Origin of the sequence: Streptomyces sp. NPDC093261 (assembly GCF_044753645.1) — a bacterium.
GTDB lineage: Bacteria > Actinomycetota > Actinomycetes > Streptomycetales > Streptomycetaceae > Streptomyces.
Genome location: NZ_JBIVNO010000009.1, coordinates 224,388 through 241,386 on the forward strand (window position 1 = coordinate 224,388; position 16,999 = coordinate 241,386).

Below are 16,999 nucleotides of genomic sequence, written 5' to 3' on the forward strand. Positions count from 1 at the left end.
GGCACCCCGCCGCGGGCGACCTGCGCGACCGCCACCGCCGGCTGCCGCCCTTCAGGCGGGGCTCATGTTCCTCAGAGCACCCTCAGAGGTTCCACCTGCACAGTTGCATCCTCGACAGGCGAAAGGAACCGCCATGGCCACCGTGTACCAGCAGCAGGCGCCGCCCGTGCCGGCGATCGTCCGGCGCTCCCCGGCACCGTGGCTGCTGGCGGCTCTGTGGGCCGGGGCCGCCGCCGTGGTCGCCCTGTGGTGGCAGCACACCGGATCGGTGGTGGGCACGGCCGGCTGGCTCACCGGGGCCGGGAGGATCGCCGGGCTGCTGTGCGGGTACGCCTGCGCGGTCCTGGTCGGGCTGATGGCCCGGGTGCCGCTCCTGGAGCGGCGGATCGGCTCGGACCAGGTGGCCCGCTGGCACGCGGCGGCCGGACGCTACACGGTCTGCCTGCTGCTCGCGCACCTCGTCCTGATCATCGCCGGGTACGCCGCCCAGGACCGGGTCTCACTCGTGCGGGAGACGCTCACGGTGGTCCTCGACTATCCGGAGATGCTCAAGGCCACCCTCGGGACGGTCATCCTGTTCGCCGTCGGGATCACATCGATGCGCGCCGTACGCCACCGGACCGGCCATGAGTTCTGGTACTACGTGCACCTCCTGACCTACGCCGCCGTCTTCCTGGCCTTCGGCCATCAGCTTGCGCTGGGTGCGGAGTTCGCCGGGAACGCCCTGGCGCAGGGTGTCTGGTACGCGCTGTATCTGGGGGTCGCGGCCCTGGTGCTGTGGTTCCGGATCCTCGCCCCCGTGCGGCTGAACCTGCGCCACCGGCTGCGGGTGGAGGCGGTCCACCAGGAGGCACCGGGCGTGTGGTCCGTGGTCGTGGGGGGCCGGCACCTGAACCGACTGGGCGCGGCGCCGGGGCAGTTCTTCCGCTGGCGGTTCCTCGCGGACGGCCTGCGCTGGACCTCGACGCCGTACTCCCTGTCGGCGCCGCCGCACCCCACCCGGCTGCGCATCACCGTCAAGGCGCTCGGCGACCACAGCACCTCCGTCGCGCTGCTGCGGCCGGGCACCCGGGTGTGGGCCGAGGGCCCGTACGGATCGCTGACCGCCGACCGGCGGGAGTCCGGCAAGTCCCTGCTGATCGCGGGCGGCGTCGGGATCACCCCCCTGCGCGCCCTGTTCGAGACGCTGCCGGGCGAGGTCACGCTGCTGTACCGGGCGCGCTCGGCCGTCGACCTGGCGCTGGGGGGCGAACTGGAGGCCATCGCCCGCCGGCGGGGCGCCCGGGTGCTGTACGCCCTCAACGGCGAGGACGGCTCACGCCCGCGGCTGACCCCCGGCGCGCTGCACGCCTCGGTGCCCGAACTCGTCGACCACGACGTCTTCCTGTGCGGCCCGCCCGCCTTCGCCAAGGACATGTACGAGGCGCTGCACGCGGCCGGGGTCCCGGACCGCCGTATCCACCACGAGTCGTTCGAGCTGTGAGGGCGTCATGCACCCGTTGAAGAGGAAGAGCCCGCTGCGGCGCGTCGTCCTGGCGAGCGCCGCCACGGTGACCGGCATGGTGACGCTGCTGTCGCTGAAGCCGCACGCGTCCCCGTCCGTGGCGGTGGGCGCACCCGCGCCGTCGGGGTCGAGCACGGCGGGCGCCTCGGGCGGATCAAGCGGGTCGGATGGATCTGCCGGGTCGACGGGTTCCGGCGGATCCGGCGGCTCGACCGGTTCCGGTGGGTCCGGCGCGGCCGGCGGGTCCGGCGGGTCCGGCGCGGCCGGTGGCACCAAGACCGTCACCGGGAACTCCGTGCAGACCCGGTGGGGACCCGTCCAGGTCCGGGTCACGGTGACGAGCGGCAGGGTCACCGACGTCACGGCGGTCGACTACCCCCGGGACAATCCCAGGGACCAGGAGATCAGCAGCTATGCGCTGCCGCAGCTGCGCAGGGAGGTCCTCGCCGCCCAGAGCGCAAACATCGACACGGTCTCCGGCGCCAGTTACACCAGCGAGGGTTACCGCCAGTCACTTCAGTCGGCCCTTGACTCCGCGGGGCTTTGAACGCGGGGCAGGTCCCGCACGTACCTCTGGGCCAAGGGGGCCTCTGGCCTCACCCGTCCCACGGAGGAACACGGAGGAGCCCGTGTCCACGATCGCCGGTGGCCGCGCCGCGCGGCGCCAGACGATGCGCGCCATCCGCCCACGCCGCTCCCCTGCCGTCCCACTGCTGGTCGCGGTCTGGGCCGGCGCGGCGGGCGTGATCTGGCTGTGGTGGATGAACACCCCGTCCATCGCCGACAACAACAGCAGGATCCTCAACGCGGGGCGGATCACCGGCCTGCTCGCCGGCTATCTGATGGCCCTGGTCGTGCTCCAGATGGCGCGGGTGCCCGCGCTGGAGCGGCGGGTCGGCTCCGACCGGGTCGCCCGCTGGCACGCCATGACCGGCCGGTACACCATCTGCCTGGTCCTCGCCCACCTCTTCCTGACCATGTGGGGCTACGCCCTGCAGGCCGGCAAGGGGCTGGGCGGGATCGTGCAGCAGACCATCGACTCGATCAACCAGCTGCCGGACGTGGGCAAGGCCACCATCGGCACGGGCCTGCTGGTGCTCATCGGGCTCATCTCGATCGGCCCGATCCGCCGCAGGATCTCCTACGACCTGTGGTACCACGTCCATCTGCTCACCTACGCGGCCACGTATCTGTCGTTCTGGCACCAGCTGTCGACCGGCAACGAGTTCGCCGTCCAGCCCGCGGCCAAGACCGCCTGGTACGCCCTCTACGGCTCGGTGACCGCGCTGGTGGTCTGGTACCGGATCGTCACCCCGATCCGGCTGAACCTGCGCCACCGGCTGCGGGTCGAGGCGGTCATCGAGGAGACGCCCGGAATCGTCTCGGTGCTGATGACGGGCCGGAAGCTGCACCGGATGGGCGCGACGGCCGGGCAGTTCTTCCGCTGGCGCTTCCTCGCGCCGGGCATGCGCTTCAGCTCTCACCCGTACTCGCTGTCGGCGGCGCCCCGTCCCAACATGCTCCGCATCACGGTGAAGGCCATCGGCGACCACAGCTCGGCGCTGCGGGACCTCACCCCCGGCACCCGGGTGTGGGCGGAGGGCCCCTACGGGGCACTGACGGCGGACCGGCGCAGCCGCGGCAAGGTGCTGCTGGTGGCCGGTGGTGTCGGTATCACGCCGATGCGGGCGCTGTTCGAGACGCTGCCCGGCGCACCCGGCGATCTGACCCTCCTCTACCGGGCGAACACCACCCAGGACCTGGCCCTGTGGGACGAGCTGGCCCAGATCGCCGAGGAGCGCGGCGCCCGGCTGATGTACGCGGTCAACAGCCCGGAGGGAGAACGCCCGGACATCTCGGCGGACACCCTGCGCCGCAAGCTGCCGGACATCGACCGCCACGACGTCTTCATGTGCGGACCGCCCGGCTTCGCACAGCAGGTGTACGAAGCAGTGCGCGGCGCGGGGGTTCCCGCCCGCCGCATCCATCACGAGTCGTTCGAGATGTGAGCGACGGGATTCAGGAGCTTTGGGAGCCATGAGGAAGACCCACCCCGTGCGGCGTGCCGTGCTCGCCGGCGCCGCCACCGTGTCAGGGATCGTCCTGCTGCTGTCGCTGAAGCCGGCGTCGAATCCGGCCTCCCCCCAGGCGGCGGGCGGAGTCGCACCGCGGCAGACGGCCGCGGCCCAGGAGGCGCCGCAGGGCGGCAGCGGACAGCAGGCCGGCACGCAGAGCGTCACCGGTGACGTGGCCAAGACGCAGTACGGCGACGTCCGGGTGCGTCTGACGCTGAGCGGCGGGAAGATCACCAAGGCCGAGGCCGTCCAGGCGCCCAAGGGCGGGCTGAGCGACCAGAAGACCGCCATGTCCGTGCCCAGGCTCAACCAGGAGGCCGTCGCCGCGCAGAGCGCGCAGATCGACGCGGTCTCGGGCGCCACCTACACCAGCGGCGGCTACAAGCAGTCGCTCCAGTCGGCGATCGACAAGGCGAAGGCCGCGCCGGGCGGCGCCTCTTCGGGCTCGGCGGGCGGCAACGGCTCCGCGGGCGGCTCCGGCTCGTCGTCGGGATCGTCGGCCCAGGCGCGTACGGTCTTGGGTACCGTGTCCCAGACCCAGTACGGCAATGTCCAGGTGCGGGTGACCGTCAGCGGTGGGAAGATCACCAAGGCGGAGGCCGTCCAGGCGCCCGAGGGCGGGGTCAGCGACCAGAAGACCGCGCTGGCCATCCCCAAACTCAACCAGGAGGCGGTGAGCGCACAGAGTGCGAACATCGACGCGGTGTCCGGCGCGACCTATACCAGTGCCGGATACAAGCAGTCCCTTCAGTCGGCCCTGGACAAGGCCCGTGGCTGAGTGGCGGGACAGGTGACCGATCCCGGGGCACCGCCCGCGCTGCGCCACGCGGAGGAGGTGATGGGCACCGTCGTCTCCTTCGATGTGCGCGGTGGCGAGCCCGAGGCCGTGCGCACCGCGCTGGTGGAGGCGATCGCCGGACTCCACCGGGTGGACGAGGTGTTCAGCACCTACCGGGAGCACAGCCAGATATCGCGGCTCGCGCGCGGTGAGACGACCGTCGAGGAGTGCGACCCGGAGGTCGCCGAGGTGCTCGCGCTCGGCGCCGAGGCGGAACGGCTCAGCGACGGCTGGTTCAGCACGCGCTACGCGGGACGGACCGATCCCACCGGGATCGTCAAGGGCTGGGCGGTCGAGCGGGCGGCCCGGCTGCTGTCGGCGACCGGGGCGAGCGGAGTGAGTGTCAACGGCGGCGGGGACGTCCAGCTGTACGGGGCTCCAGAGCCGCACCGCCCCTGGCGGGTCGGAGTGTCGGATCCGCTGCGTCCGGGCGGGCTGGCCGCGGTGGTCTCCGCGGCCGGCGCCGACGAGCTCGCCGTGGCCACGTCCGGGACCGCGGAGCGCGGCACGCACATCGTGGACCCGCGCACCGGGCGTTCGGCGGTGACCGACCTGGTCGCGGTGACCGTGGTGGCCCCCCGGCTGATCTGGGCCGACTGCTGGGCGACGGCCGCGTTCGCCATGGGCTCGCGGGCGGGCCTGGCCTGGCTGGAGTCGCTGCCGGACGTGGAAGCGCTGCTGATCACGGCGGGCGACGAGGTGCGGTGCACGGGCGGTCTGGCGGCCCGGCTGGGCTGACCGCACATGGGGGAGGGCGCACCGGTTCCGGTGCGCCCTCCCCCATGTGTACGGGCGATCTCAGTGCCCGGTCTGCGCCAGCCGCAGCAAGTGGTCCGCGAGCGCCTGGCCCCCGGTCGGGTCCCGGCTGATCAGCAGCAGGGTGTCGTCACCCGCGATGGTGCCGAGGATGTCGTGCAGTTCGGCCTGGTCGATGGCCGAGGCGAGGAACTGTGCCGCACCCGGAGGGGTGCGCAGGACCACGAGATTGGCGGACGCCTCCGCGGAGATCAGCAGTTCCTGGGACAGGCGCCGCATCCGCTCCTCCTTGGCCGACCCGCCGAGCGGTGCGCGCGGGGTGCGGAAGCCTCCCTCGCTCGGGACGGCGTAGATGAGGTCGCCGTCGGTGTTGCGGATCTTCACCGCGTTCAGCTCGTCCAGATCCCGGGAGAGCGTCGCCTGGGTGACGTTCAGCCCGTCGTCGGCGAGAAGCTTCGCCAACTGGCTCTGGGAGCGCACCGGTTGCCGGTTGAGGATGTCCACGATCCGGCGGTGGCGCGCGGTGCGGGTCTGCGGCACGGCCGGTCCCGTGTGCTCATGGTCCTGCGCCTGGGTCATCGTCGTCTCATTCTCCGGATCGTCCGTCCCCGTTCACTGCGTCGAGGACACCGGGGAGTGCCCGGAGGAACGCCGCCACATCGTCATCGCCGAGGTTCAGCGGCGGCATCAGCCGTACGACGTTCGGGGCGGGCGCGTTCACCAGGAGACCGGCGTCCTGAGCCGCCTGCTGCGCCTGCTGCGCGAGCGGTTCGCTGAGCACGATACCCAGGAGCAGGCCCGCACCCCGGACATGGTCGATCAGCGGGTGCCCCAGCGACTCGATTCCCTCCCGCAGTCGCTCGCTCTGCCGCTTGACGTTCTCCAGGAGACCGTCGGCCGCGATGGTCTCGACAACGGCGAGCCCGGCGGCGCAGGCCACGGGGTTGCCGCCGAAGGTCGTGCCGTGCTGGCCCGGCTGGAGCAGCTCGGCGGCGCGGCCGAAGGCCACGGTGGCGCCGAGCGGCAGTCCGCCGCCGAGGCCCTTGGCGAGCGTGACCACATCCGGCAGGACGCCCTCATGGGCCTGGTACTCGAACCAGTGCCCGGTGCGGCCGATGCCGGTCTGCACCTCGTCGAGCACGAGCAGCGCCCCGGTGGCCGCGGTGATCGCCCGGGCCGCCTTGAGGTAACCGGCGGGCGGGACGACGACCCCGTTCTCGCCCTGGACGGGCTCGATGATCACGAGCGCGGTCTCCTCGGTGACCGCGGCGGCCAGCGCCTGCGCGTCGCCGTAGGGGACGTGCGTGACCTCGCCGGGCAGCGGCCGGAACGGCTCCTGCTTGCCGGGCTGGCCGGTGAGCGCGAGGGCGCCCATGGTGCGGCCGTGGAAGCCGCCGTCGGTGGCGACCATATGGGTGCGCCCGGTCAGCCGGCCGATCTTGAAGGCGCCCTCGTTGGCCTCGGCGCCGGAGTTGCAGAAGAACACCTTGCCGTCCCGGCCGAAGAGCTGGAGCAGCCGCTCGGCGAGGGCGACGGGCGGTTCGGCGATGAACAGGTTGGAGACATGGCCGAGGGAGGCGATCTGCCGGCCGACCGCCTCGACGACCGAGGGATGGGCGTGGCCGAGCGCGTTGACCGCGATGCCGCCGACGAAGTCGAGGTACTCCTTGCCGTCGGCGTCCCACAGCCTGGTGCCCTCGCCGCGGACCAGGGGCAGCCTGGGGGTGCCGTAGTTGTTCATCAGCGCGCCCCGCCACCGCCGGGTCAGCTCCTCGTTGGCGGAGTGCGCGACGCCTGCGGAGCCGGCGGTGACATCGGTCGTACCAGTCATACGGAGGTCCCCTGAGCGAAATCGTCGGGCACGACCATCGTGCCGATGCCCTCGTCGGTGAAGATCTCCAGCAGGATCGAGTGCTGGACCCGGCCGTCGAGGACGCGGGCGGTGGTGACGCCGTTGCGCACGGCGAACAGGCAGCCCTCCATCTTCGGGGCCATGCCGGAGGACAGTTCCGGCAGCAGCTTCTCCAGCTGGGAGGCGGTGAGGCGACTGATCACCTCGTCGGAGTTGGGCCAGTCCTCGTAGAGTCCCTCGACGTCCGTGAGGACCATGAGGGTTTCGGCGCCCAGTGCCGCAGCGAGTGCCGCAGCCGCCGTATCAGCATTGACGTTGTAGACATGTCCGTCGTCCTGACTGCGGGCGATCGAGGAGACGACCGGGATGCGGCCGTCGGAGAGCAGCGCCTCGATGGCTCCGGTGTCGATAGCGGTGATCTCGCCGACCCTCCCGATGTCGACCAACTGGCCGTCGATCTCGGGCCGGTGCTTGGTGGCGGTGATGGTGTGCGCGTCCTCGCCGGTGAGGCCGACGGCGAACGGACCGTGCTGGTTGAGCAGCCCGACCAGTTCGCGCTGCACCTGGCCGGCCAGCACCATGCGCACCACATCCATGGCGTCCTCGGTGGTGACCCGCAGGCCCGCCTTGAACTCGGTGGGGATGCCCTGCCGGTCGAGGGCCGCGCTGATCTGGGGGCCTCCCCCGTGCACGACGACGGGTCGGAGGCCGGCGTGCCGCAGGAAGACGACGTCCTGGGCGAAGGCGGCCTTCAGCTCGTCGTTCACCATGGCGTTCCCGCCGAACTTGATGACGACGGTCTTGCCGTGGTGGCGGGTCAGCCAGGGCAGCGCCTCGATGAGGATCTTGGCCTTGGGCAGGGCGGTGTGCTTGCGCGTGGTTCCGGTGCTCATGAGGAGTAGGCGCTGTTCTCGTGGACGTAGTCGGCGGTGAGGTCGTTGGTCCAGATGGTGGCGGTCTCGTTGCCGGCGGCGAGGTCGGCGAGGATGTGCACCTCGCGGTAGCGCATGTCGACCAGCTCGCGGTCCTCGCCGACGGAGCCGTTCTTGCAGACCCAGACGCCGTTGATGGCGACGTTGAGCTGGTCGGGCTCGAAGGCGGCCCGGGTGGTTCCGATCGCCGACAGGACGCGGCCCCAGTTGGGGTCCTCGCCGTGGATCGCGCACTTGAGGAGGTTGTTGCGGGCGATGGAGCGGCCCACCTCCACGGCGTCCTCCTCGGTCGCGGCGCCCACGACCTCGACCCTGATGTCCTTGCTGGCGCCCTCGGCGTCGCCGATGAGCTGGCGGCCCAGGTCGGCGCAGACCTCCCGGACGGCGTCGGCGAACTCCTCGTACTCCGGGGTGATGCCGGACGCACCGGAGGCGAGGAGGAGGACGGTGTCGTTGGTGGACATGCAGCCGTCGGAGTCGACCCGGTCGAAGGTGACCCTGGTGGCGGCGCGCAGGGCCCGGTCCAGGGTCTCCTGGTCGACGTCGGCGTCCGTGGTGAGGACGACGAGCATGGTGGCGAGGCCGGGCGCGAGCATGCCGGCGCCCTTGGCCATGCCGCCCACGGTCCAGCCTCCCCTGGTCACCACGGAGGTCTTGTGGACGGTGTCGGTGGTCTTGATGGCGAGGGCGGCCTTCTCGCCGCCGTGCTCGGAGAGCTGGGCGGCGGCCGTGTCGATGCCCGCGAGCAGCTTGTCCATGGGGAGCAGGACGCCGATGAGGCCGGTGGAGCAGACGGCGACCTCGATGGCGCCCCGACCGAGTACGTCGGCGGCCTTCTCGGCGGTCGCGTGGGTGTCCTGGAAGCCCTTGGGGCCGGTGCAGGCGTTGGCGCCACCGGAGTTGAGGACGACCGCGGAGACCTGGCCCGCCTTGAGGACCTGCTCGGACCACTGCACCGGCGCGGCCTTCACACGGTTGGAGGTGAAGACGCCCGCGGCGGCGCGGCGGGGCCCGTTGTTGACCACGAGGGCCAGGTCCGGGCCGCCGTTCTCCTTGATCCCGGCGGCGACACCGGCCGCGGTGAACCCTTTTGCTGCCGTGACACTCACTGCGACTCCTTGTTCGCTTCTCCGCCCGTACGGCGCGGCGGTGCGCTCTTCTCCCCCGGTGCCTCAAGGGCCTGGGAGGCGCCCCCGGTCTGCGGCCCGGTGGCTGCACGTACGTCGCTCACGGTGCGACTCCGATCGTGGAAAGCCCGGTGGTCTCGTCGAGCCCGAGGGCGATGTTCATGCTCTGGACGGCACCGCCCGCGGTGCCCTTGGTCAGATTGTCGATGGCGCTGATCGCGATGATGCGGTGCACAGCGGCGTCGTACGCGACCTGCACCTGAACGGCGTTGGAACCGCAGACGGACGCAGTGGCGGGCCACTGTCCCTCGGGCAGCAGATGGACGAAGGGTTCGTCGGCGAAGGCCTTGTCGTAGGCGGCGCGGACGGTCTCGGCGGTGACGCCGGGCCTGGCCTTCGCGCTGCAGGTGGCCAGGATGCCGCGGGGCATGGGCGCGAGGGTGGGCGTGAAGGAGACGGATACGGTCTCCCCGGCGGCCGCGCTGAGGTTCTGGATCATCTCGGGGGTGTGGCGGTGCACCCCGCCGACGCCGTACGGGGACATCGATCCCATGACCTCGCTGCCGAGCAGGTGCGGCCTGGGTGTCTTGCCGGCGCCGGAGGTGCCCGAGGCGGCGACGATCACTGCCTCGTTCTCGGCGAGACCCGCGGCGTAGGCGGGGAAGAGCGCGAGCGAGGCGGCGGTCGGGTAGCAGCCGGGCACCGCGATGCGCTTGGCCCCCGCGAGCCGGGGTCGGCCGCCGGGCAGCTCGGGAAGGCCGTAGGGCCAGGTCCCGGCGTGCGCAGTGTCGTAGAACCTCTCCCACTCGGCCGCGTCCTCCAGCCGGAAGTCCGCGCCCATGTCGATCACCAGCACCTCCGGCCCGAGCTGCTCGGCGACCGCGGCGGACTGTCCGTGGGGCAGGGCCAGGAAGACCACGTCGTGCCCGGCGAGAACCCCGGGGGCGGTCTCCTGGAGCACGCGGTCGGCGAGGGGCAGCAGATGCGGCTGGAGCGCTCCCAGCCGCTGCCCTGCGTTGGAGTTCCCGGTCAGGGCGCCGATCTCGACCTCGGGATGGGCCAGGAGCAGACGCAGCAGCTCCCCGCCCGCGTATCCGCTCGCTCCGGCGACCGCCGCACGTACCGTCATGGAACCTCCTCCTGGATGGCATGACTATACGTATCGCTGCACGTTTATGCAATCCTGGAGACCGACCCTCCCTTCCGATGGTGACCGCCGAACCGCGTCACCGCACAGGAGGATGCGCGGGAGCGCCTCCGTCCCGGGAGAGCATGATCGTGCGGGAGACCACGAAGGTCACCGGAATCGCCGCCGAGGTGGTTGTGCCCTCATCGGAAAGTGAGGCGATTAACTCCGAATACGCGCCGGGGGTGGTGCGGCGCGGCACGGGCCGGAGGCACCGCTCGTCCCGGGCCTGGGCGGCTGCGGGCAGGGGCGGACGCGGGCATAGGGTCGGCGGCATGGATTCCAGCTTCTGGCCCGTGCCGGACGTGCTCGCGCATCTCGCCGGGCGGTGGAGGGTCGAGCGCGTCGTACGCGACCTCGCGAACGACGAAAAGGGCCGCTTCACCGGGACGACGGTGTTCCGCCCGCTGGAGGACGGCGGCGACGGGCTCCTGCACCATGAGTCGGGCACGTTCGTCTGGCGGGGCACACCCCGTCCCGCCGAGCGGACGCTGTGGTTCCTGCCCGGGGACTCGGCCGGCACGGCGCAGGTGCGGTTCGGGGACGGCCGCCCGTTCCACGACCTCGACCTCACCACCGGCCGCCATGTCGCCGACCATCCGTGCGCGGCGGATCTGTACCGGGGGGAGTTCACCGTCCGGGACGCGGACCACTGGCGCACGGTGTGGCGCGTCGGTGGGCCCGCGAAGGACCTGGTGCTGACAACCGACTACACACGCGAGCGCCAGCCGCCCGTCCGGCCCTGTGTGTCGCGCGCCCAGCGGGGAGCCGCCCCACGCGGGGCCGCTCCCGCTACCGGGCCTCCGGCTCCAGACGGAGGTTCCAGCGCCCGTCCCGTCCGGCCAGCGTGACCGTCGACAGCGGACGGACGTCGATGTTCCAGTACGACGACGGCTGCGCCCGCAGCGCGTAGACCAGGGCGGCCCGCACCACCGAAGGCTCCGCCACGGCCACGATGCGGCTGCCGTCGTCCACCGGACGGGTCTCCAGCCAGCCGCCCACGCGGGAGATGAACGCGGTCAGCGACTCGCCGCCGTGCGGTGTGGAGCGTGGGTCCGCGAGCCAGGCGTCCACCGCCGAGGGCTCCCGGGCCATCGCCTCGCCCAGCGTGAACCCGCGCCAGCGGCCCATGTCGCAGTCCCGCAGCGCGAGCTGTACCAGCGGCGCGTATCCGAGCGCGTCCCCGGTGGCCCGGCTCCGCGGCGTCGGCGAGCAGTAGCGCAGCTCGGCCGCCGCCAGCGGCACCAGATCCCGGGCGGCCCGTTGCACCTCGTCCCAGCCCGCCTGGTCCAGCGGGCGGTCGTCCTCGAAGCGTTCCGCGAGCAGCGAGGAGCTGCGCGCGGCGGCGACGAACGTGACCCGAACATGCACACGGCGATGGTGTGACGCGCAAGTGCGCAGGTCAAGACCTGTTACCCAGGAGATACCAAGGGCGTCGTCCGCGCCGGCCGGTGCGTCTTGCGGCCCGGTGACCCGTTTCGTCCGCGCTGGTGCCCCGTTCCGTGCGCGGACCCGTGACCGTTTCATCCGCCGGCCGGCGCGCCTACCTCCGCGGGCGCGGCGCCCTTGGCTACCGAGCCCCGAGCACCTCGTCGCAGGCGGTGCGCAGGCGCCGTACGCCCTCCACGATCTCCCCGGTCCCGCCAACCGCCGCGAAGCTCAGCCGGAGGTGGGCGGCGGGGGGTTCCGCACTGAAGTAGGGACGGCCGCGGGCGACCGCGACGCCCGCGCGCAGGGCTCCCGCGACGAGGGACGACTCGTCGGTGCCGTCGGGCAGACGGGCCCAGAGGTGGTATCCGCCGGAGGGGACGTGCGCCAGGGCGAGTTCGGGCAGGTGCAGTCCGAGGGCGGTGGTCATCGTGTCCCGGCGCAGCTTCAGCTCGGCGGCCACGGCGCGCAGATGGCGGGGCCACGCGGGCGAGCCGACGAGCTCCAGAGCGGCCTCCTGGAGGGGGCGCGGCACGAAGAAGGTGTCGACGACCTGGATCGCGCGCAGCCGCTCCAGGACCGGGCCGCGTGCGGCCAGCGCGCTGACCCGGAAGCTGGGCGAGGTGGCCTTGGTGAGCGAGGAGACATGCACGACGACCCCGTCGGGATCCTCCGCGATCAGCGGGGGCGGCAGCGGACCGGCGTCCTCGTGTGCCAGCCGCCGTACGAAGTCGTCCTCGATGACGAACGCGCCGGCCTCGCGTGCGATGCGCAGCACCTCGCGCCGGCGCTCCGGCGCGAGGACGGCTCCGGTCGGGTTCTGGAACAGCGGCTGGCACACGACGACACGGGCCCCGCTCGCCCGGAAGGCGTCCGCGAGCAGGGCCGGTTTCATCCCGTCCGGGTCGACCGGCACGGGCACGGGCCGCAGACCCGCCGCGCGGGCGATCGCCAGCATGCCGGGGTAGGTGGGTGACTCGACCAGCACGGGCGCGCCGGGCGGTGCCAGGGCCCTCAGCGCGGTGGTCAGCGCGGACTGGCCGCCCGCCGCGATCAGCACATCGGCCGCGGTGATCGCGCCGCCGATACCGCGCGCGAACCACTCACGCAGCTCGGCGACGCCCTCCACCGGCGGCCGGGCCCACACACCGGGGCGGCGCCCGGCCCGGGACAGGGCCGCGCCCATGGCACGCTCCGGTTGCAGGCCCGGGTGCAGATAGCCGCCGTTGAACTCGACGACGCCGGCGGGCGGGGCGGCCAGCGTGTCCAGCACGCCGGAGGCATCGACACTCCGGGGCACGAGCTCGGCGGCCGCCTCGGCACTGAGGGCCACCTCCTGCCAGGCGGTGTCCCCCACGGCCGGGGCCGACGCACGCGGCTCGGCCCGGAAGGCGCCGGCCCCGGGCCGCGTCACCACGAGCCCCTCGGCGGCCAGCCGGGCGAGCGCGCGCGACACGGTCACCGGACTGACCCGGAACCGCTCGACGAGTGCCCGACTGGCGGGCAGCTTCTCGCCCGGAGAGTAGCGGTTCACCTCGGACCGTAGATGCTTCGCCAATTCGGTGACACTGCTACGCTCTTGCATGAGAGCAGAGGATAGCGCTACTAACACTACGGCGATAGCGGCCGCACAGCCGAACGGCGGCACGGCCGGGGAGCCGAGGGCTCCCCGCCGCATCCGGCGGGGCGGGGCGGCGGGAACCGCCCCGCGGCACGGCGGCACGGTGCAGGCCGCCCTCGGAGTCGTCGCCTTCTCCCTCACGTTCCCCGCCACCGCCTGGGGACTGGAGGGGTTCGGGCCGTGGTCGCTCGTGGCGGTGCGCAGCGCGCTGGCCGCCGTCATCGCCGGCGGCTGTCTGCTCGCGCTGCGGATCCCTCTGCCCCCGCGCCCGCACCGGGCGGGGCTCGCCGTGGTCGCGGCCGGGGTCGTGCTCGGCTTCCCGCTGCTGACCACCCTCGCCCTCCAGACCTCCACGACGGCGCACGCCGCGGTGGTCGTCGGACTGCTCCCCCTCACGACTGCCGTCTTCTCCGCGGTGCGCGTCGGCGCCCGCCCCTCCCGTACCTTCTGGCTGGCGGCCCTGGCCGGTGCCGCGGCCGTCATCGCGTTCACCGTGCAGCAGAGCGGCGGCGCGCTGACCGGAGCGGACGCCTATCTCTTCGGGGCACTGCTGATCTGCGCCGCGGGCTACACCGAGGGCGGCCGGCTGGCCCGGGTCATGCCCGGCTGGCAGGTCATCGGCTGGGCACTGGTGCTGTGCCTGCCGCTGAGCGTGCCGGGCGCGCTCATCGCCCTCTCCCACGAGCCGGTCCACCTCACCGTGCACGCTGTGGCGGGGGTGCTGTGGGTGGCGGCCGGCTCCCAGTTCCTCGGACTGGTCGTCTGGTACCGGGGCATGGCGGCCGTCGGAATCCCCCGTGCCAGCCAGTTGCAGCTGGCACAGCCGCTGCTCACACTGGTGTGGTCGGTACTGCTCCTCGGCGAGCATCTCACCCCGGCCGCTCCGCTGACGGCCGCCGCGGTGCTGGTGTGTATCGCGGTCACCCAGCGGACGCGGTCCTGACCGGGGCGGAGGGCGCGGACGGGTCGACCGGCGCCACCGGCCGTAGACCGCGGCCACGGACCGATACTCCCGCACGTGACGAGGAGGGCCCCAGATGCACGCAACTGTGGGTGACAAGCTGGTGCAGCACGGCAGGATCGTCGGGCAGCACGACAAGGTCGGCGAGATCGTCGAAGTGATGGGCTCAGACGGCACGCCGCCGTACCGTGTCCGCTTCCAGGACGGGCACGAGGGGCTGTGCTCCCCCGGACCCGACACCGAGATCCGCCACAAGGAAATGGGTCAGCAGATCGGACAGTAGAGCGAGGACCGGACGGCGGGGCCCGGATCGGAGCGGGTCCCGCCCTCGTGCGCGGCGATCCGGGCACGGCGACGGCGATCCGGCACGCTCAGCGCGGGGGCCTCGCCGGCTGCCCGTAGTGGTCGGCGACGACCCGCGCCATCGCCCCCGCGGGGTCCGCCCGTACCTCCTTCGCCGCGAAGAAGACATGACCGCGCACCTGTGGATACCTCGCGGCGAGGCCGAGGTGGCGCGAGAGTTCCTCCGGGTCCTGCCACGCGTCGGGTTGCGCCAGGTCCCCGGCCTTGTAGAGCGCCTCTCCCACGTACAGCTGCACGCGCGTGCCCCGGGTCACCTCGGCCCACCAGGGCACGAGCGTCGCGTAGTCGGCGGCGGGGAAGCCGATGTTCCAGTAGATCTGCGGGCAGATGTAGTCCAGCCACCCGGACCGCACCCATGCCCGGGTGTCGGCGTACAGGTCGTCGTAGGCCTGCACCCCGGCCCGGGTGTGCGAGCCTCGGGGGTCGTTCTCGGCGTTGCGCCACACCCCGAAGGGGCTGACGCCGAAGCGCGCGGTGGGCCGGAGCGCGTGGACGCGCGTCGCGGTCTCCCGCACCAGGAGGTCGGTGTTGTGCCGCCGCCAGGCGGCCCGGCTCGCGAACCCGCCGCCGTAGGCCGCGTACGCCTCGTCGTCGTCGAAGACCCCGCCCGCGACGGGATACGGGTAGAAGTAGTCGTCGAAGTGGACGCCGTCCACCGGATAGCGGCGTACGGCGTCGAGGATCGCGTCCTCGACGAACATGCGCACCTGCGGCATCCCGGGGTTGTAGTAGAGCTTGCCGCCGTAGGCCACCACCCAGTCCGGGTGCCGGCGCGCGGGGTGCCCGGCGGCGAGTCGCGTCAGGTCGGTGTGGGTGGCCACCCGATACGGGTTGAACCAGGCGTGCAGCTCGAGCCCCCGGGCGTGCGCCTCCTGGACCGCCGTGCCGAGCGGGTCCCAGCCCGGGTCCTTCCCCTGGGTGCCGGTCAGGAACTGGGACCAGGGCTCGTAGGGCGAGGGCCACAACGCGTCGGCCGAGGGACGGACCTGGAAGAAGACGGTGTTCAGCCGGCGCCGTACCGCGGTGTCGAGGTAGGCACACAGCTCGGCGCGCTGCACGGCGGCCGGCAGTACGGCCCGGGAGGGCCAGTCACGGCGGAACTCGGTCGCCAGCCACATCCCCCGCATCTCCCCGCCCGCCGCCCGGCGTGGGAGCGCACGGGCATCGCCCGCCGTCACCAGGGCCGACAGGGCGGCCACCGTGAACGCCCGGCGTGACACTCGTCGCATGCACTCGCCCCCATACGTACTGTTTCCGTCCGGTCACGGATCGTATCCCCTGGAGTGGGTTCCCACCCGGACGATCGATCATCGGCACGCCGGGGGTAACGTGCAGAGTCACAAGCAGGCACCGAACCACGGGGGACCTGCCAGAGGGCGTCCTGTGACCGCGCGAGCCGGCGTGGTGCGCACACCCCCTCCCCAGGTCGGATGATCAGCGAAAGGGACGATGTGACCGACATCGAACGCGTCGGAGTGGTGGGCTGCGGCCAGATGGGAGCGGGCATCGCCGAGGTGTGCGCCCGCGCCGGACTGGACGTGAAGGTCGCCGAGACCACCGGCGAAGCCCTGGAGATCGGCCGGACCCGCCTGCTCAACTCCCTGTCCAAGGCGGCCGAGCGAGGCAAGATCTCCGAGGAGGAGCGGGAGGAGACGCAGGCGCGCCTCACCTTCACCACCGACCTCGGGGAGTTCGCCGACCGCGACCTGGTGATCGAGGCCGTCGTCGAGAACGAGCAGGTGAAGACGGAGATCTTCCAGGTGCTCGACCAGGTGGTCACCCGCCCGGACGCGATCCTCGCCTCCAACACCTCCTCGATTCCGCTGGTCAAGCTCGCGGTCGCCACCTCGCGGCCGGACCACGTGATCGGCATACACTTCTTCAACCCGGCGCCGGTGCAGAAGCTCGTCGAGCTGATCCCGGCCCTGACCACCTCCGAGGGCACGCTCGGCCGGGCCCAGCTGTTCGCGGAGAAGGTCCTCGGCAAGCACGCGATCCGTGCCCAGGACCGCTCCGGCTTCGTCGTCAACGCACTGCTCGTGCCCTATCTGCTCTCCGCCATCCGGATGTTCGAGTCGGGCATCGCGGGCCGCGAGGACATCGACAACGGCATGGAGCTGGGCTGCGCCCACCCGATGGGCCCGCTGAAGCTCTCGGACCTGATCGGCCTGGACACCATCGTCTCCATCGCCAACTCGATGTACGAGGAGTACAAGGAGCCCCTGTACGCCGCTCCCCCGCTGCTCCAGCGCATGGTGGAGGCGGGCCGGCTCGGCCGCAAGACGGGCTCCGGCTTCTACACCTACAGCTGATCCGGGGGTCTCCCACCCCACCTGGTCACAGACCGTGAGTCTCG

Annotated in this window: 17 protein-coding genes and 1 pseudogene; 9 read left to right on the forward strand and 9 right to left on the reverse strand. The window is 72.3% G+C overall.

Annotated elements, in window-relative coordinates; genetic code table 11:
• Positions 1-133 precede the first annotated feature (133 nt).
• From ACIP94_RS20940 to ACIP94_RS20960, 5 genes are all read left to right on the forward strand, one after another.
• Positions 134-1,483, forward strand: coding sequence for a ferric reductase-like transmembrane domain-containing protein (locus ACIP94_RS20940; RefSeq protein WP_402427413.1), 1,350 nt, complete (start codon positions 134-136; stop codon positions 1,481-1,483).
• Positions 1,484-1,490: 7 nt separating this feature from the next.
• Positions 1,491-2,051 (forward strand): FMN-binding protein, encoded by a 561-nt coding sequence (locus ACIP94_RS20945; RefSeq protein WP_402427416.1) that lies wholly within the window; start codon positions 1,491-1,493, stop codon positions 2,049-2,051.
• Positions 2,052-2,175: 124 nt separating this feature from the next.
• Positions 2,176-3,513 carry a ferric reductase-like transmembrane domain-containing protein gene (locus ACIP94_RS20950; RefSeq protein WP_402427586.1) on the forward strand — a complete coding sequence of 446 codons (1,338 nt, stop codon included), beginning with the start codon at positions 2,176-2,178 and terminating at the stop codon, positions 3,511-3,513.
• A 28-nt stretch (positions 3,514-3,541) separates the two neighbouring features.
• Positions 3,542-4,357, forward strand: a complete 816-nt coding sequence (locus ACIP94_RS20955) for an FMN-binding protein (protein WP_402427419.1) — start codon at positions 3,542-3,544, stop codon at positions 4,355-4,357.
• 60 nt (positions 4,358-4,417) lie between these two features.
• Positions 4,418-5,155, forward strand: coding sequence for an FAD:protein FMN transferase (locus tag ACIP94_RS20960; protein ID WP_402427589.1), 738 nt, complete (start codon positions 4,418-4,420; stop codon positions 5,153-5,155).
• A 60-nt stretch (positions 5,156-5,215) separates the two neighbouring features.
• Here ACIP94_RS20960 and ACIP94_RS20965 read toward each other — a convergent pair whose 3' ends face one another.
• From ACIP94_RS20965 to argC, 6 genes are read right to left on the reverse strand one after another with little or no spacing between them, the layout of a single operon-like run.
• The gene (locus ACIP94_RS20965; RefSeq protein ID WP_402427421.1) at positions 5,216-5,752 is read right to left on the reverse strand and encodes an arginine repressor; all 537 of its coding nucleotides are present in this window, start codon (positions 5,750-5,752) and stop codon (positions 5,216-5,218) included.
• 7 nt (positions 5,753-5,759) lie between these two features.
• Positions 5,760-7,004, reverse strand: a complete 1,245-nt coding sequence (locus ACIP94_RS20970) for an acetylornithine transaminase (RefSeq protein ID WP_402427424.1) — start codon at positions 7,002-7,004, stop codon at positions 5,760-5,762.
• Complete coding sequence (argB, locus tag ACIP94_RS20975; RefSeq protein WP_402427428.1) at positions 7,001-7,918, reverse strand: acetylglutamate kinase; 918 nt, start codon at positions 7,916-7,918, stop codon at positions 7,001-7,003. The genes ACIP94_RS20970 and argB overlap by 4 nt, the downstream gene beginning before the upstream one ends.
• Positions 7,915-9,066 (reverse strand): bifunctional glutamate N-acetyltransferase/amino-acid acetyltransferase ArgJ, encoded by a 1,152-nt coding sequence (gene argJ, locus ACIP94_RS20980; RefSeq protein WP_402427431.1) that lies wholly within the window; start codon positions 9,064-9,066, stop codon positions 7,915-7,917. The genes argB and argJ overlap by 4 nt, the downstream gene beginning before the upstream one ends.
• A complete protein-coding gene (locus ACIP94_RS20985; RefSeq protein WP_402427434.1) occupies positions 9,063-9,188 on the reverse strand; it encodes a hypothetical protein in 126 nt (41 codons plus the stop codon). The genes argJ and ACIP94_RS20985 overlap by 4 nt, the downstream gene beginning before the upstream one ends.
• Positions 9,185-10,213 (reverse strand): N-acetyl-gamma-glutamyl-phosphate reductase, encoded by a 1,029-nt coding sequence (gene argC, locus ACIP94_RS20990; protein WP_402427436.1) that lies wholly within the window; start codon positions 10,211-10,213, stop codon positions 9,185-9,187. Before argC ends, ACIP94_RS20985 begins: the two co-directional genes overlap by 4 nt.
• Positions 10,214-10,545: 332 nt before the next feature.
• Here argC and ACIP94_RS20995 point away from each other — a divergent pair.
• A pseudogene (locus ACIP94_RS20995) lies at positions 10,546-10,992 on the forward strand (DUF6314 family protein); the annotation flags it as partial.
• A 70-nt stretch (positions 10,993-11,062) separates the two neighbouring features.
• On the opposite strand, the gene ACIP94_RS21000 reads toward ACIP94_RS20995, so the two are convergent.
• Positions 11,063-11,641: a histidine phosphatase family protein gene (locus ACIP94_RS21000; RefSeq protein ID WP_402427439.1), complete on the reverse strand. Its 579-nt coding sequence runs from the start codon at positions 11,639-11,641 to the stop codon at positions 11,063-11,065.
• Positions 11,642-11,840: 199 nt separating this feature from the next.
• On the reverse strand, positions 11,841-13,376 hold the full coding sequence (locus ACIP94_RS21005; RefSeq protein ID WP_402427442.1) for a PLP-dependent aminotransferase family protein: 1,536 nt from the start codon (positions 13,374-13,376) through the stop codon (positions 11,841-11,843).
• On the opposite strand from ACIP94_RS21005, the gene ACIP94_RS21010 reads away from it, so the two are divergent.
• Positions 13,282-14,262 carry a DMT family transporter gene (locus ACIP94_RS21010; protein ID WP_402427445.1) on the forward strand — a complete coding sequence of 327 codons (981 nt, stop codon included), beginning with the start codon at positions 13,282-13,284 and terminating at the stop codon, positions 14,260-14,262. The genes ACIP94_RS21005 and ACIP94_RS21010 overlap by 95 nt on opposite strands.
• 94 nt (positions 14,263-14,356) lie before the next feature.
• Positions 14,357-14,563: a DUF1918 domain-containing protein gene (locus tag ACIP94_RS21015; RefSeq protein WP_402427448.1), complete on the forward strand. Its 207-nt coding sequence runs from the start codon at positions 14,357-14,359 to the stop codon at positions 14,561-14,563.
• An 88-nt stretch (positions 14,564-14,651) separates the two neighbouring features.
• Here ACIP94_RS21015 and ACIP94_RS21020 read toward each other — a convergent pair whose 3' ends face one another.
• Positions 14,652-15,872 carry a glycoside hydrolase family 10 protein gene (locus ACIP94_RS21020; RefSeq protein ID WP_402427451.1) on the reverse strand — a complete coding sequence of 407 codons (1,221 nt, stop codon included), beginning with the start codon at positions 15,870-15,872 and terminating at the stop codon, positions 14,652-14,654.
• A gap of 222 nt (positions 15,873-16,094) precedes the next feature.
• Here ACIP94_RS21020 and ACIP94_RS21025 point away from each other — a divergent pair, with 222 nt between their 5' ends.
• Entirely contained in the window at positions 16,095-16,955 is an 861-nt protein-coding gene (locus tag ACIP94_RS21025; protein ID WP_402427592.1) for a 3-hydroxybutyryl-CoA dehydrogenase, read from the forward strand.
• The last annotated feature ends 44 nt before the right edge of the window (positions 16,956-16,999 follow it).

Bases quoted from the DNA above. Each gene is read 5' to 3' on its own strand.
- ACIP94_RS20940 (WP_402427413.1), top strand. From the start codon at position 134: ATGGCCACCGTGTACCAGCAGCAGGCGCCGCCCGTGCCGGCGATCGTC.
- ACIP94_RS20945 (WP_402427416.1), top strand. From the start codon at position 1,491: ATGCACCCGTTGAAGAGGAAGAGCCCGCTGCGGCGCGTCGTCCTGGCG.
- argB (WP_402427428.1), bottom strand. From the start codon at position 7,918: ATGAGCACCGGAACCACGCGCAAGCACACCGCCCTGCCCAAGGCCAAG.
- ACIP94_RS20955 (WP_402427419.1), top strand. From the start codon at position 3,542: ATGAGGAAGACCCACCCCGTGCGGCGTGCCGTGCTCGCCGGCGCCGCC.
- ACIP94_RS20965 (WP_402427421.1), bottom strand. From the start codon at position 5,752: ATGACCCAGGCGCAGGACCATGAGCACACGGGACCGGCCGTGCCGCAG.
- argC (WP_402427436.1), bottom strand. From the start codon at position 10,213: ATGACGGTACGTGCGGCGGTCGCCGGAGCGAGCGGATACGCGGGCGGG.
- ACIP94_RS20960 (WP_402427589.1), top strand. From the start codon at position 4,418: ATGGGCACCGTCGTCTCCTTCGATGTGCGCGGTGGCGAGCCCGAGGCC.
- ACIP94_RS20950 (WP_402427586.1), top strand. From the start codon at position 2,176: ATGCGCGCCATCCGCCCACGCCGCTCCCCTGCCGTCCCACTGCTGGTC.
- ACIP94_RS21020 (WP_402427451.1), bottom strand. From the start codon at position 15,872: ATGCGACGAGTGTCACGCCGGGCGTTCACGGTGGCCGCCCTGTCGGCC.
- ACIP94_RS21010 (WP_402427445.1), top strand. From the start codon at position 13,282: ATGAGAGCAGAGGATAGCGCTACTAACACTACGGCGATAGCGGCCGCA.
- ACIP94_RS21005 (WP_402427442.1), bottom strand. From the start codon at position 13,376: ATGCGGCGGGGAGCCCTCGGCTCCCCGGCCGTGCCGCCGTTCGGCTGT.
- ACIP94_RS21015 (WP_402427448.1), top strand. From the start codon at position 14,357: ATGCACGCAACTGTGGGTGACAAGCTGGTGCAGCACGGCAGGATCGTC.
- ACIP94_RS20970 (WP_402427424.1), bottom strand. From the start codon at position 7,004: ATGACTGGTACGACCGATGTCACCGCCGGCTCCGCAGGCGTCGCGCAC.